This window comes from Tenacibaculum halocynthiae (genome assembly GCF_964512825.1).
Classification (GTDB): Bacteria; Bacteroidota; Bacteroidia; order Flavobacteriales; family Flavobacteriaceae; genus Polaribacter; species Polaribacter halocynthiae.
On the sequence record NZ_CAZELG010000011.1, the window covers coordinates 85,292 to 101,850 of the forward strand.

General features: G+C 28.3%; 9 protein-coding genes. All 9 read left to right on the forward strand.

The window, feature by feature from the left end; genetic code table 11:
- Entirely contained in the window at positions 1–603 is a 603-nt protein-coding gene (locus tag ACKTTQ_RS02985) for an NUDIX hydrolase (RefSeq protein WP_093872013.1), read from the forward strand.
- Positions 604–736: 133 nt separating this feature from the next.
- Positions 737–2,641 carry a molecular chaperone DnaK gene (dnaK, locus tag ACKTTQ_RS02990; RefSeq protein WP_093870656.1) on the forward strand — a complete coding sequence of 635 codons (1,905 nt, stop codon included), beginning with the start codon at positions 737–739 and terminating at the stop codon, positions 2,639–2,641.
- A 102-nt stretch (positions 2,642–2,743) separates the two neighbouring features.
- Positions 2,744–5,647 (forward strand): sensor histidine kinase, encoded by a 2,904-nt coding sequence (locus tag ACKTTQ_RS02995; protein WP_408048351.1) that lies wholly within the window; start codon positions 2,744–2,746, stop codon positions 5,645–5,647.
- 242 nt (positions 5,648–5,889) lie between these two features.
- Positions 5,890–7,014: a sensor histidine kinase gene (locus ACKTTQ_RS03000; RefSeq protein WP_408048352.1), complete on the forward strand. Its 1,125-nt coding sequence runs from the start codon at positions 5,890–5,892 to the stop codon at positions 7,012–7,014.
- 2 nt (positions 7,015–7,016) lie between these two features.
- Positions 7,017–8,234 carry a sensor histidine kinase gene (locus ACKTTQ_RS03005; protein ID WP_093870659.1) on the forward strand — a complete coding sequence of 406 codons (1,218 nt, stop codon included), beginning with the start codon at positions 7,017–7,019 and terminating at the stop codon, positions 8,232–8,234.
- Position 8,235: 1 nt separating this feature from the next.
- Positions 8,236–9,462 carry a sensor histidine kinase gene (locus tag ACKTTQ_RS03010; RefSeq protein WP_299135771.1) on the forward strand — a complete coding sequence of 409 codons (1,227 nt, stop codon included), beginning with the start codon at positions 8,236–8,238 and terminating at the stop codon, positions 9,460–9,462.
- 2 nt (positions 9,463–9,464) lie between these two features.
- Positions 9,465–10,679 (forward strand): sensor histidine kinase, encoded by a 1,215-nt coding sequence (locus ACKTTQ_RS03015; RefSeq protein ID WP_093870661.1) that lies wholly within the window; start codon positions 9,465–9,467, stop codon positions 10,677–10,679.
- Entirely contained in the window at positions 10,672–11,415 is a 744-nt protein-coding gene (locus tag ACKTTQ_RS03020) for a LytR/AlgR family response regulator transcription factor (RefSeq protein ID WP_093870662.1), read from the forward strand. The genes ACKTTQ_RS03015 and ACKTTQ_RS03020 overlap by 8 nt, the downstream gene beginning before the upstream one ends.
- Positions 11,416–11,552: 137 nt before the next feature.
- Positions 11,553–16,523: an InlB B-repeat-containing protein gene (locus ACKTTQ_RS03025; RefSeq protein WP_408048353.1), complete on the forward strand. Its 4,971-nt coding sequence runs from the start codon at positions 11,553–11,555 to the stop codon at positions 16,521–16,523.
- Positions 16,524–16,559 lie beyond the last annotated feature (36 nt).

Consider the following 16,559-nt stretch of genomic DNA (forward strand, 5'->3'; position numbering starts at 1 on the left):
ATGTATAAAGTTTTTGTTAATGATAAACCAATAATATTAACAACTTCGATAAAAAAAGAAGAAAACTATCCTGTTTATCTTTTTAAAAACACTGTTATAGAGGAGCTAATTTATAAGTTAAAAGCAAATATTTTATCAGGTGTTTACCTGTTTTCTACAAATTTAGATGAAGATTGGAGAAGATTTAGAGAAAAATTTAATCCTATTGTAGCGGGAGGAGGGTTAGTTTTGAATGAAGAAAAAGAAGTTTTATTTATATACAGAGGAAATAAGTGGGACTTGCCAAAAGGAAGAATTGAAAGAGGAGAAGAAATTGAAGAAACTGCCATTAGAGAGGTAGAAGAAGAATGTGGTATTGAAAATTTAGTAATAAAGAAATTCTTGTTAAATACATACCATCTTTTTTTACAAAATGGAGAAAAAAGACTTAAAGAAACATATTGGTATTTGATGCACTCAAATTATAAAGGAGAATTAAAGCCTCAAATAGAAGAAGGAATTACCGATGTGTGTTTTAAGAATGAAAAAGAAATAGAAGAAGCACTACAAAATACATACGCTAATATTAAATTAGTTTATAAAGAATACCAAAAAGACATGTAAAATGACATTGTGTCATTGAATACTTCTGTTTTGTTATTAATTACTGACAAATTATTGCTAAATTTCTATTGGCATACAGTTTGTCTATCTCTACTCGTAAAATTGAATTAAAAATAAAAAAATAAATAGTATTATGAGTAAAATTATAGGTATTGATTTAGGTACTACCAACTCATGTGTTTCTGTAATGGAAGGAAATGAGCCAGTAGTAATTCCAAATGCAGAAGGAAAAAGAACTACACCATCTATTGTGGCTTTCGTAGAAGGAGGAGAGCGTAAAGTTGGTGATCCAGCAAAAAGACAAGCAGTTACTAATCCAACTAAAACTGTTTATTCTATAAAACGTTTTATGGGGAATAAATTTTCTGAATCTTCTAAAGAAGCAGGAAGGGTTCCTTATAAAGTTGTTAAAGGAGATAACGATACACCTCGTGTAGATATTGATGGACGTTTATATACGCCACAAGAAATATCTGCAATGGTATTACAAAAAATGAAAAAAACTGCTGAAGACTATTTAGGTCAAGGAGTTTCTGAAGCTGTTATTACAGTTCCAGCATATTTTAATGACGCACAACGTCAGGCAACTAAAGAAGCTGGAGAAATTGCAGGATTAAAAGTTCGTAGAATTATTAACGAACCAACTGCTGCAGCTTTAGCTTATGGATTAGATAAATCTCATGACGATAAGAAAATTGTTGTATTTGATTTTGGAGGAGGTACACATGATGTTTCTATTTTAGAGTTAGGAGATGGAGTATTTGAAGTATTAGCTACTGATGGAGATACACACTTAGGAGGAGATGATGTTGATGAAAAATTAATCAACTGGTTAGCTGAAGAGTTTAAAGCTGAAGAAAACATGGACTTACGTCAAGATCCTATGGCTTTACAACGTTTAAAAGAAGCTGCAGAGAAAGCGAAAATTGAGTTATCTAGTACAACTTCTACTGAAATTAACTTACCGTATATTACTGCTACTGCAAGTGGACCAAAGCACTTAGTTAGAACAATGACTAGAGCTAAATTTGAGCAGTTAATTGATGATTTAATTAAAAGAACTATTGAGCCTTGTGCTACTGCTTTAAAAAATGCAGATTTATCAATTGATGAAATTGATGAAGTTGTTTTAGTTGGAGGTTCTACTCGTATTCCTGCTATTCAGGAAGCGGTTGAGAAGTTTTTCAAAAAAGCACCAAGTAAAGGAGTAAATCCTGATGAAGTAGTTTCTTTAGGAGCTGCAATTCAAGGAGGAGTTTTAACTGGAGATGTAAAAGACGTTTTATTATTAGATGTAACGCCTTTATCTTTAGGAATCGAAACTATGGGTAACGTATTTACTAAGTTAATTGATGCAAATACAACTATTCCTACAAAAAAATCTCAAGTGTTTTCTACAGCAGTAGACAACCAACCTTCTGTTGATATCCATGTTTTACAAGGAGAAAGAGCAATGGCTGCAGATAATAAAACAATTGGACGTTTCCAATTGACTGATATTCCACCAGCGCAAAGAGGAGTTCCTCAAATTGAAGTAACTTTTGATATTGATGCAAATGGAATTATCAATGTTTCTGCTGCAGATAAAGCTACAGGGAAATCTCAAGATATTCGTATCGAAGCTTCTTCAGGATTATCTGATGAAGAAATTGAGAAAATGAAAGCAGAAGCCGAAGCAAATGCAGATGCAGATAAGCAAGCTAAAGAAACTGCAGAGAAAATTAATGGTGCAGATTCTATGATTTTCCAAACGGAAAAGCAATTAAAAGAATTTGGAGATAAATTATCAGCAGATAAAAAAGAGCCAATAGAAGCAGCTTTAGAGGAGTTGAAGAAAGCTCACGAATCTAAAGATTTAGCGCAAATTGATACTGCAATGGAGAAGATTAATGAAGCATGGAAAGTTGCTTCAGAAGAAATGTATGCTGCACAGCAACAAGCTGGTGGAGCAGATGCAGGAGCTCAACAACAAGCACAACCTGAAGGTGATGCTCAAGGTGATAATGTTGAAGATGTAGATTTCGAAGAAGTGAAGTAATTACATTCTAATATATACATTAAACCCATTGCAATTTATTGCAATGGGTTTTTTCTATTATAATAATAACTACATTTGAAAATATAGATCTGAAGAAGTATTATGAATAAAATAACCCTTTACTTTTTATTTTTTTTACTGTTTTTGAGTAAGTTAACTTTTGCTCAACATCCAGTATATAATCACTTAACAGAAAAAGATGGTTTACCAGATATTGAATTTTATGGCGTTATAGAAGATAGAGAAGGTTTTGTATGGCTAGCTGCAGATAAAGGTCTCTTTCGTTATGATGGAAAGGAATTTAAAAATTATTCACACCCTGACAAACGAGGGTTATCAGTATTCGGATTGAAATTGGATGAAAAAGGTAGGGTTTGGTGTAATAATATTTCTGGTCAGTATTTTTATATAGAAAATGATAAACTAAATTTATCTGTAGATATAAAAGAACATGCAAGTGGCCAATTAGCAAGCTTTTTTTTATATAAAAATAGTTTGATAGCTTCAAATTTAGGTTATGTGGCAAAAATTGATTTAGAAACAAAAGAAAAAAAAATATTTAAAGATGGTGTTAATGTAGTTGCTTCGGTTTTTAGAAGCAAGGACTCACTGTTCTTATTAAGTACTAATTATTATAAGTATAGTCTTAATGGTAAGGAATATTCCAATGAGTTTTCATTGGGCTCTAATATTTCAATAGAAGGAGCTACAAGTTATTTTACTCATAAAAATAAGCAGTTTGTTTATTCCTTTAATTTTCAGGCTGATGGGGTGAATGTTGAAAAACCATCAATTTTAATGAAGCAAGGCAAATCTTTTAAAAAGATATTACTTCCAAGAATTTTAAGAGGTAATACAATTGTTAAAAGTTTTTACGATGCTGGAGATGAATTTTGGTTTGGAACTAATAAAGGAGTAATAATTTGTGAATATAAAGAAGGAGAGTTTTTTTATAAAAGAACAAATTTTGAAGGAAAGTATATAACTGGTTTTTTAAGAGATAGATATAACAATTATTGGTATACCACTCATAGAAATGGTGTTTTTATAGTACCAAATTCTTATTTGAATAAGTATGAATTAGATGAAAGCAGGCAAAATATTAGTGCCATGGATAGGGTAGGGGATAATAGTGTATTGTTTGGGGCTACTAATGGAGATATTGGTGTTATTGATATTAAACAAAAAACACTTAAGAAATTTGATTTAAATGATAAACAAAAAGTGTTTGCTATTATAGGATTAACTGATGAACTAGCTTTAATAAGTTTTGCTACCTATTGTTATGTTTTTAATATAAAAACTGAAGAGTATAAAAAATTCCAGATGAATGGTAATGTAAAAGACTTTTCGTTCATAGATAAAAATAGAGTAGTGATGGCAGCCTATTCTTCAGCAGCTATTGTTTTGGTAGATAATCCAAAAGAGAATAAAAGAATTGGATCTAAAAGATCATATTCAACCTATTATAGTAAAAAAAGCAAAAAAATTTATGTAGGATATGTGTACGGGGTAAAAGAATATGATGAGAATTTAAAAAGTAGGACAATAACTTTTAAAAATAGAGAAATTTTTGCAGTTGATATTGATGAAACAGCTAATGGTGTGGTGTGGTTTTCTACATTTAAAGATGGTATAGTTGGTTTAAAAGAAGATGGGACAATTATTAACTACACACAAAAAAATGGGTTGCTTTCTAATTTAACAAGTGTTATAAAAAGTGATGGAGATTATTTATGGATTTCTACTAACAAAGGTGTACAAGTATTAAATACAATAACTGGTAGGTTTAGAAATTTAACTAAGAGGCATGGATTAAATTCTTTTAATATTTCTGATATCTCAATTTTTGATAAAACTGTTTTTTTAAGCTCTAATAAAGGTATTTTTCAAATAGATAAAGAAAAGGTTTTTACCAATACTGTTCTTTTAGATTTCTATTTCACTAAGATTTCAGTTGAAGATAAGCAGGTTTCTATAAAGGAAAGTTATAAGCTTGATTCTAATACAAAAAAAATTCAGTTTAGTTTTCATACCAATGGCTTTTTAGCTGAAGACAACATTGAATATAAGTATCGATTACTAGGAGCATCAAAAGAATGGAGTTTGATTTCACAAGGTGTTAATCAGGTTACTTTTAATAATTTGGCTGCTGGATCTTATACGTTTGAATTAAAAGCTGTTCAAATAAATGGAAAAGAAGAAACAGCAGTAAAAACCATTAAATTAAAAATAAATCCCCCTTTTTATAAAGAATGGTGGTTCATTGTAGGTGGCTTGTTGTTGTTGTTTGTATTTGTGTGGTTTTATTTTACGAATAGGATAAAGAGCTTAAGAATAAAACAAAAACAATTGTTAGAAAAAGAACGAATGCAAAAACAATTGGTATCTTCTAAATTAGAAAGCCTTCAATCTCAAATGAATCCACACTTTACGTTTAATGCGTTAAATTCTATTCAAAACTTAGTATTAAAGGGTGAGAGGCATGAAGCGTATGATTACTTAACTAAATTTTCATTTTTAATTAGAGAAAATTTAAATATGAGTAAAAAAAGTTTTGTTCAATTTGATAATGAATTACAGTTGTTAGTTAAGTATTTAGAATTAGAAAGACTTCGTTTTGGAGGGGAGTTTGCTTATGAAATTAAAGGAGATAGTAAGGTTGAAGATATAAAAATACCTACAATGATAATTCAACCTTATCTAGAAAATGCTTTAAAACATGGTTTATTACATAAGAAAGGAGATGATAAAAAAATAATTTTAGAATTTTCTCAAGAAGATGGTGTTTTAAAATGTGTTGTATTTGATAACGGAATTGGGGTAGAAGCAGCTAAGAAAATTAAAAAAGAAAGTAACATAACTCGTGAGTCATTTTCTACTAAAGCAATTAAAGATCGACTAGTTTTTTTGAAAGATTATTATAAAACTGATATTGGAGTGGTCTATGAAAAAGTTCCTATAGGAACTAAAGTTGTTATTAAAATTCCATTTACAAAAGTGTAAAATATTCATTTGGAAACAAATTTGCTTGATTAGGAAGAAGATTTAAGTTATCGAAAAAAATAAAAATATATTACAGGAATATTCTTGAAAAAAGAAAGTGTTTTTCCTTGTTTTAAGATTATAAAAGCTCAATGAATTCTATTGTAAAAAAAATATTTGATACAGGTATACAAAATACTAAGGGGACAAAAGAAAATAAAAAGATAAAACTTTTAAATATATTTTGTTTTACATGGTCTGTCATGATTCCTGTGATAACTATTTTTGATATTATTTTTGGAAGAGAGTTGGAAGGTAGTTTGATAATGCATGGTGTTTCTTATATTTTAATAGCATTCATTTTTTATTTTCAAAGTAAACAATTCTATACATTAGCAAGGGTCTTATTTTTGAGTTCTATAATTGGTGTTACATTTGTGTTTGCAAATTATACTACTCCATTAAATTTAATTGAAAATTTTTACTTTGTTTACCCTCTAATAGCTTTGATACTAGTAGATAAAAAATGGATTAATATAGTTATTCTTGTAGTATGTTTTCTATTATATTTTGTGCCAAATTTATATTACGAACATTATCCTAAAAATACCATTTTACCAGTTTTAGTGTTTTCGGTATTTGTTGCTGCCTTCGTAATTTTAAATTATGCCGAAACTTTAAATAAAAAGCATGAAAAAGAATTGTTACTAAATAAAGAGCAATTAGAACAGGCGTTTTTAGAGTTAGAAGAACGTAAAAAAAGTGAGTTGGCTAGTTTACAGTTAAAAGCATTAAAAGCTCAAATGAATCCACACTTTTTATTTAACGCAATAAACTCAATACAAAATTTAATACTTACAAATAATAAAGAAGAAGCATATAAATACTTGACAAAATTTTCTTTATTAATGCGAGAAAGTTTAAAAACAAGTGAGAAAAGTTTTATAGGTTTTGATGTAGAATTATCAATGTTAAAAAAGTATTTAGAACTTGAAAAATTACGTTTTGGAGAAGATTTCATATATGAAATAAAAGGAGAGAAAGAAATTCAAAGAATAAAAATACCGTCTTCAGTAATACAATCGTTTATAGAAAATGCTATTCGTTATGGTTTGCTGCATAAAACTGATGGAAAAAAAATAATTACAATAGAGTTTTATCAGAGTAAGATATTTACTTGTGTAATAACTGATAACGGTATTGGTATTGAAGCGTCTAAAAAGGTAAGTGTACTTAACACTAAATCGAATATTAATGAATCATCAATAATAGCAATACAGAATAGGTTACAGTTATTAAATGAATTTTATAAAATGGATATTGGAGTTTCCTACGAAGAGGTTGAAGAGGGAACAAAGGTTGTTATAAAATTACCATATACAATATAGAGATGGAGGTTTTAAGAAGAGGATATAAATTTGCTTTAAATATTGGTATTTATGATACTAATGAAAGAGAACATAAAAAAATAAGGTTACTGAATGCGTTTTGTTTAACATGGGCTATTTGTATTTGTTTTTTTATGATTTTAGATCCTTTTTTTTCACAAAGCTTAGATAGAAGTATTGTTTTACATTTATTTTCATTTGTAACTATTGTATCTGTATATGGATTACAGAAACATAAGAAATATATTACAGCAAGAGTCTTATTTATAGTAACGTTAATAGTAGTGACGTTTATTTTTGCAAATTTTATAGAGCCATCTAGAATGATGGAAAATTTTTACTTTGTATATCCATTAGTTGCTCTTATTTTAATAGATAATAAGAAAATAACAATTTCAATAATGATATTTTGTTGGTTGTTATATTATGTACCCTATAAATTAATACCAGGTATTTATCCCATTGAAATATTTAATCCATTACTATTGCTTTCTGCTTTTGTAGGATGCTATGTAATTCTTAATTACTCACAGTCATTAAATTTAAAAAATGAAAAAAAATTAGAAAAGGCTTATCAAGAGCTCGAAGATAAAAAAAAGAATGAATTAGCACATTTACAATTAAAATCACTGAAGGCACAAATGAATCCTCACTTTATGTTTAACGCCTTAAATTCAATTCAAAGTTTAATTTTAAAGGAAGATAAACATGCAGCTTATGTGTATTTAACAAAGTTTGCATCATTGATTCGAGAGAATTTAAATATGAGTGAAAAAAGTTTTGTTCATTTCGAAGAAGAATTATCGTTACTGAAGAAATATTTAGAATTAGAAAAACTACGTTTTAAAAATGATTTTAAATATCAAATAAAAGGAATAGAAAATATTGGTGATATAAAAATTCCATCAATGATAATTCAACCTTTTGTAGAAAATTCAATAAAGCATGGATTACTTCATAAAATTGAAGGAATAAAAGAATTAACAGTATCTTTTTCTAAAGGAGAAGTTTTTAAATGCGAAATAATAGATAATGGAGTAGGTCTTGAGAAATCAAAAGAAATAAATAAGCTGAATAATAAAGAAAAATCGTTTTCTACAAGTGCAATTTATGAAAGGTTAAGTTTATTAAAAGAATTTTATAAAACAGATATAGGTTTTGTTTATGAAGAAGCTTTAGAAGGGGTGAAAGTTGTTATTAGAATACCATATACTATATAAAATGAATGGAATAAAAAATGTATACAAGAGTATTATAAGTATTGGTGTTCATGGCTATTTATCTCAGAAAACCGTAAAGAGGATTAAAATATTAAATTTTGCAGCTTTTTTTATGGGGTTAAATCCATTAATAGCATTAGTGGTTAAATACTTTACAAATGATTTACCTGATAAAATGGCTTTGTTATTTTTGTTAGAATCAGTATTGTATTTTTCAGTTTTAATTGTTAGTTATTTTAAAAAATACGAAGCTGCCAAGTTTTTATTTATCATATTATTCACTTCAATTTTATTTTTACATAATAATTTCTTGTATAAAGGGGAGTATACGGAATACTATTATTTAGTAGTTCCAATTGGAACATTACTGTTTTTTGACAACAAGTGGGTCCATTATATTTTTTTAATAATTGCTTTATTACTGTTTTTTATACCCAATTACTATTTAAATATTTATGATAAGGAAAGCTTTGGTTTCTTTCATGTAATTCCTTTTTTTTTAGGAATGTTTGTGGCTGTGCAATATTTCAGGAATGAAAATATTAAAAACGAAGACAAGTTAAAAAAAGCTTATGTTGAATTAGAAGACAAGAAAAAAAATGAATTAGCACATTTACAATTGAAATCATTAAAAGCGCAAATGAATCCTCATTTTATGTTTAATGCATTAAACTCTATTCAAAGTTTAATTTTAAAAGAAGACAAGCATGAAGCATATACTTATTTAACCAAATTCGCTTCTTTGATAAGAGAAAATTTACAAATGAGTGAAAAGAGTTTTGTGTATTTTGAAGAAGAATTATCGTTATTAAAAAAATATTTAGAATTAGAAAAGTTACGATTTAGAGATAATTTTGAATATAAAATAAAAGGAATTGAAAATATAGAAGATATAAAAATACCTTCAATGATAATTCAGCCTTTTGTAGAAAATTCAATAAAACATGGATTACTTCATAAAGTTACTGGATTAAAAAAAGTAAACATACATTTTTATCAAGAAGAAGTTTTTAAATGTGTAATAATTGATAATGGAATTGGAATAGAAAAATCAAAAGAGATAAATACTTTAAATAGTAAAGTAGCGTCATTTTCAACAAAAGCAATACAAGAACGATTAACTTTTTTAAAAGATTATTATAAAAGTGATATAGGTTTTGAATATGAAAAAATAAATGAAGGAACAAAAGTGATTGTTAAAATTCCTTATGTAAATAAAGATGAATAAGAATGAGTCTGTTATATAAAATTATTCATACAGGAATAGTAAAAGAATTAACAACAACAGATGTTAAAAGAATTAAAGTTTTAAATTACTGTTGTGCTTTTGGTTTGTTGTCAGCTGTATTTTTTTTAACAGTTGATTTTTTTCTAGGTCAATTAGATATAAGTAAAACACTTTCTTTTGTTGTGCAAATTGTTGTTTTTATAACTATATATTATTTACAGAGTCAAAAAAAGTATAAAATAGGAAGGGTGTTATTTGTTATGCTAGTGATAATAGCTTTATTTTATAATACAAATTTTGCTTTTAGAGGTTTTTATGGAGAGTATAGTTATATAATACTACCATTATTGGCATTGTTTTTTTTCGATAATAAAGTAATTCATTTTGGTGTGCTATTCTTAGCAATAAGTTTATATTATTTGCCAAATTATATAAACCCTATTTATCCAGAAAAATATTTTGGTTATCTGAATGTGTTATTTCAATTTTTTGGAACATTTATTTTAGTAAATTATTTTAAAAAACAAAATCAAAAAAATGAAAATGAGTTAGCGTATGCATATAAAGAACTAGAAGATAAAAAGAAAAATGAATTAGCACATTTGCAATTAAAATCATTAAAAGCACAAATGAATCCTCATTTTATGTTTAATGCGTTAAATTCTATTCAAAGTTTAATTTTAAAAGAAGATAAGCATGAAGCATATACTTATTTAACAAAATTTGCTTCTTTAATTAGAGAGAATTTACAAATGAGTGAAAAGAGTTTCGTTTATTTTGAAGAAGAATTATCGTTATTAAAAAAGTATTTAGAGTTAGAAAAACTTCGATTTAGAGATGATTTTGTATATGAAATAAAAGGAATTGAAAATATTGAAGATATAAAAATACCTTCAATGATAATTCAACCTTTTGTAGAGAATTCAATCAAACACGGTTTACTTCATAAAATTACTGGACTAAAAAAAGTAACTATTAATTTTTATCAAGAAGAAGTTTTTAAATGTGTGATAATTGATAATGGAATTGGAGTGGAAAAGTCAAAAGAAATAAATATTTTAAATACAAAAAAAGCTTCGTTTTCAACCAAAGCAATTCAAGAACGATTAACCTTATTGAAAGATTATTATAAAACCGACATAGGTTTTGAATATGAGGCAATCAATGAAGGAACGAAAGTAATTGTTAAAATACCCTATGTAAATAAAGATGAATAAAATACAAGCTGTAATAGTCGATGATGAATTAAATGCAAGAGAGAATTTAAGATACTTATTAAATGCATTTTGTAAAGAAGTTGAAATTGTTTCAGAAGTAGCAAATGTAGATGAAGCTACTGTTGCTATAAATAAACATAAACCGCAATTAGTTTTCTTAGATATTGAAATGCCTAGAAAAAATGGATTTCAATTATTGGATGAGTTTTCAGAGATTGATTTTCAAATTATTTTTATAACTGCTTATGATATGTATGCTATAAAAGCTTTTGAGGTAGCAGCAATTGATTATTTATTAAAGCCTATAGATATTGAGCGTTTACAAGAAGCGGTAAAAAAGGTAAAAAAATCAATTAAAAACACTGAATTTTCAAAAGCCAATTTAAATGTTTTAAAAGAGAATAAAAAAGCATTGCAAAAAATTGCGATACCATATAAAACAGATTATGTAATATTAGATATTGATAATGTATTGTGTATTGAAGCAGATAGAATGTATTCAGTAGTATATACAAAAAATAATAAAAAATATATGGTAGCAAAAAAATTAAGCTATTATGAAAATTTATTATGCAATAAAAAAGATTTTGTAAGGCTTCATCGTTCGTGGATTGTAAATATCAATAAAATAGAAGTATATTCTAAAAAAGAAAAAGAAGTAACGTTAGAATCTGATTTTAAAGTACCAGTAAGTAAAAGCTATAAGGAGAACTTCGAAACACTTTTTTACACATAAAAAGAGAAGAAATATTTAGTAAAAAGTTCATTTGGAAAATAAAATACTTCATTCGGAAGTAAAAATGAATTCTACTACTTGGGTTAAACTTTCTTTGTTTGAGAAATAATATAAAATTCTTTAAACTTAGAGATGTTATGGTAAAAAAAATACTATTAATATGTTTGTTTGTAACTAGTGTTGTAAGTGCACAATTCCCTACGAATAACTTAATTGTTCAATATGGCTTCAACAATGGAAGTGTTTTGGTTGATGGAGTTAATGGGGGGGCGCTTTCGGTTTCAGGAACAACATACACTGAAATAAATGATAGGTTCAATGTTGCACCAACTAGTGCAGTTAAATTAAGTGGTAGTTCATTTAATACTAATTATTCAACTAGTAATTCAACAATTGATACAAGTATTAGTTTTTGGGTTAAAACAAGTGAGGTGTCATCAGATTCAAAAATAATTTTTGAAAAAAGCTCAAGAGGTAATGCAGCTAGCTCAACTAATATGTTAGGGTATTCAGTAAGACTAGAAAATGGAAAAATAAGAGTAGAAAATGGATATGAGTTTACTTTTTATAATGGATTAAGAAGATTAGATAGGCATTCAGCTATATCAAATAGAAATGTGAGTGATGGTGAATGGCATCATATAGTAGTTTCAATATTTAATAGATCAGATAATATTGGAACAAGTAAAGGGGTTGACAATTTTATAAGAATTTATGTAGATGGAGCCTTAGATACAAATCATAAAAAGAACAAAAGACCAAATACTTTCTTAAATAGACAGTTAAGGGTTACTAATGGGCATTCTCAAAATGTACGTAAATTTCAAATCGCAAATTTAAATGGTGGTAATGCTCCTGCAAATTACAAATATGCTAACGATATTGATGATGTATTAGTGTATGGAAGATTATTAACTGCAACGGAAATTAATAATATAGGTTCTTATAATAATTTTTGTAGATCAATTTCAGCAGAGATATTATCAGCTTCTAATGTAACAGAGGATACAATTAATATTAATATTTCAGGATCTCAAGCTATAGATGTAGCTTATCATAAAATTGCTGACTCTTTTTCTTCAGCAACTATTATTACAAATAAAACAGGGAGTTTTACTCTTAATAATACCTCTCCTAGTACGTACAAAGTTTATGTAAGAAGAAATTGTGGGGCAAGCACTACTTCTCCATGGTCTGAGTATAAAATATTCAAAAATGAAAGGGTTCCAGTTTATGTGAATAAAAATGCAACAGGAAGAAATGATGGTTCTAGTTGGGTAGATGCTTTTGTAAATTTAAATGATGCTTTGACAGAGGTTTATGAAAATAATGAAATATGGGTTGCAAAAGGAACCTATTTACCATCAACTTCGGGGAGATCTAATTCTTTTACAATTTCTAAAAAAGGAATTAAAATATATGGAAGTTTTGCAGGTACTGAAACAGAAGTATCTCAAAGAAATATAAATGCAAATAGAACTGTATTATCTGGTGATTTATTAGGAAATGATAATTCTACTTTAGAGTTTACTAACACTACAAGAAATGATAACTCTTATCATATTATAAAAGTTAATAATGATGATGTAGTTCTTGATGGTTTAACTATTCAAGGAGGTCATGCCAATGGAACAGCGTCTGATGATCAGTCTGGAGGGGCTATTTTCAAAGGTCATTCAGTGATAAATTTAGAAATTGCAAATTGTATTATAGATAATAATGTATCGACTTCAGCAGCGGCGGCTATTTTATCAAGGTTTGAAGAGTCTGGATATTTGAAAATTAGAAATACGATTGTAAAAAATAATTTATCAAGATATGGAACTGCGATATATAGTTATACTGGAAATAACAAAATAGCAACTATAAAAATTAAAAACTCTGTTTTTGATAATAATATAGCTAAAGATAATGGTACAAATAAAGGTCATGCAGGAAGTGCAGGCTGGTTTAGAGCTTATGGTACTGGATCTACAATGAATTGTGATTTAATAAATAATACTTATGTTAATAATGTTAATTTAGGAACAACAAGTGGTCTAAATAATTTTAATAGGTCAGCTGTTGGTATGGGAAGAACAAACGGAGTGTTTAATGGAAATGTGGCAAATTGTATTTTTTGGAAAAACACAACTACTGGAGGTGTTGTTAGTAAATCTATAGCTCAAGTTCATACAACATTAGGGCAAAATATTACTGTAAAAAACTCAATTGGAGAAGATAGCTTTTCAAATTTACCAAGTTCAAGAGTAACAAATGTGTCTAATTCTGATCCTTTATTTACAGATTTGGCAAATAATGATGTTTCATTAACTACAGCTTCTCCTGCAAAAGATACTGGGGACAATGCAGTAATGATTGGAGCTTCTGATGTAATAGGGAATGTAAGAATTCATAATGGAACTGTTGATATGGGGGCTTATGAGTTTGGTGCGTCTACTTATGTTAGTAGAATGTTGAAAATAAAAGCTGAAAATGGAAGTGTTACTGCAAATCCAGTAGCTGTTGATGGTGGCTATAGTCAAGGAACAAGTGTAGTATTAACAGCAACTCCTGATGCTGGATATAAATTTGATGGATGGGCTAGTGATGCAAGTGGAACAACTAATCCTTTGACAGTAGTAATGAATTCAGATAAAACAATTACTGCAAAATTTAGTAGAATAAAATACACATTAACAGTAACCAGTACTAATGGTACAGTAACTACAAATCCTAATCCAGTAAATGGAAAATATAACGAGGGGCAAGTGGTGGCATTAAATGCTACTCCAAATCCTGGTTATCAATTTGATGGTTGGACAGGTGATGCTACTGGTATTGCTAATTCAGTAAATGTTACCATGAACTCTAATAAAACAGTAACAGCAAAGTTTAGTGTTATCTGTATTGTATCTATACCGGATGTTAATTTTAAGAATGGTTTATTAAATCATACTCCAAAAATTGATATAAATAATGATGGTAAAATACAATGTACAGAGGCAAATGCTTTTACTGGAACTTTAAGTATACGTGTTAAAAATATTAGTGATCTAACGGGTATTGAGGAGTTTAAAAATATCACAAAATTTAATTTTGAAAGAAATAAGCTAACAAGTATAGATTTATCAAGTAATACTGCTTTAACAGAAATTGATTGCTCACAGCAGCAAGCATCATTAACAACTTTAATTTTACCTCAAACAGGAACTTTGACTAAGGTTAATTGTTTTAACAATGATATAACAGCTTTAGATTTATCTGGTAACCCAAATATGATTGAATTGAAGTGTTCTGTGAATAAAATTGTTACTTTGAACACTACTGGATTAACAAAACTAATAAAGTTAGATGCTCAAATTAATAAAATATCAAGTTTAGATTTGACTACGAATACAGCTTTAAAAGAATTGATTAGTGCTGATAATGAACTTACAGCTATTAATGTTTCTTCTAATATAGCTTTAGAGGTTCTTAATTGTAGAAAGAATAATATATCAAGTTTAAACTTGTCTAATAACACTTCATTAAAAACCGTAAACATTTACCAAACATTAATTAGTAGTTTAGATGTGTCTCAAAATTCTAACTTAACTGGGGTAGATGCTAGAAATAGTAAGTTAACGAGTTTAAATGTAGCTAATGGTAATAATACACAGTTTATTTATATGACGGTAACTGGAAATCCAAATTTAAGTTGTATTCAAATAGATTCAGGATTTACTCCAACTTCGGTATGGAATAAAGATGCTACTGCTAGTTATAGTGTTAATTGTACAGCTAAATATTCACTTACAGTTAATGCAACAAATGGAACAGTAACAACAAATCCAAATCCAACAAATGGAAAGTATGATGATGGAACAAGTGTAGTATTAACTGCTACGCCAAATGCTGGATATCAATTTGACGGTTGGAGTGGAGATGCAAGTGGAACTACGAATCCAGTAACAGTTGTAATGAATGCTAATAAAACAGTAACAGCAACGTTTAGCAAAATTCAACGTACGCTAACAATTAATGGAACAAATGGAACAGTAACAACAAATCCAAATCCAACAAATGGAAAATATGATGATGGAACAAGTGTTGTGTTAACTGCTATGCCAAATGCAGGATATCAATTTGATGGTTGGAGTGGAGATGCAAGTGGAACCACTAATCCAGTAACAATTGTAATGAATACTAATAAAACTGTAACAGCTACGTTTAGCAAAATCCAACGTATATTAACAATCAATGCTACTAACGGGGTAGTAACAACGAATCCTAATCCAACAAATGGAAAATATGATGATGGAACAAGTGTTGTGTTAACTGCTATGCCAAATGCAGGATATCAATTTGATGGTTGGAGTGGAGATGCAAGTGGAACCACGAATCCAGTAACAGTTGTAATGAATGCTAATAAAACAGTAACGGCAACGTTTAGTAAAATCCAACGTACGTTAACAATCAATGCATCTAACGGGGCAGTAACAACGAATCCTAATCCAACAAGTGGAACGTATGATGATGGAACAAGTGTTGTGTTAACTGCTATGCCAAATGCAGGATATCAATTTGATGGTTGGAGTGGAGATGCAAGTGGAACTTCGAATCCATTAACAGTTGTAATGAGTGGAGATAAAACGGTAACAGCAATGTTTAGTAGAATAATGAGAACATTAACTGTAACTAAAGCAGGAAATGGAACAGTAACTACAAATCCAAATGTTACAGGTGGATATGTTGATGGAACAAATGTAACATTAACAGCTACTCCTGAATCTGGATGGAAGTTTGATGGTTGGAGTGGTGATGCAAGTGGAACTACCAACCAAATTACAGTTACTATGAATGCAAATAAATCGATTACAGCAACGTTTAGTCAAGTAACAGCTGGGATAGAAGATGAGAAAAAATTAAAAGATTTTGCTGTATATCCTAATCCAGTAGAAACAATTTTAAGATTACAATTAAATGAGCAGGTTAAAGAAATAACTATATATAGTATTCAGGGAAGAGAAGTAAAAACATCAAAAGAAAGAGAAATAAATATCAGTGACTTATCTTCAGGTATTTATTTAATAAAAGTACAAACAGACAATGATAAAATAGGAATCAAGAAGTTTGTTAAAAAGTAGTGTTGTTAAAAACTGTATGAGATACATATTGTCTCA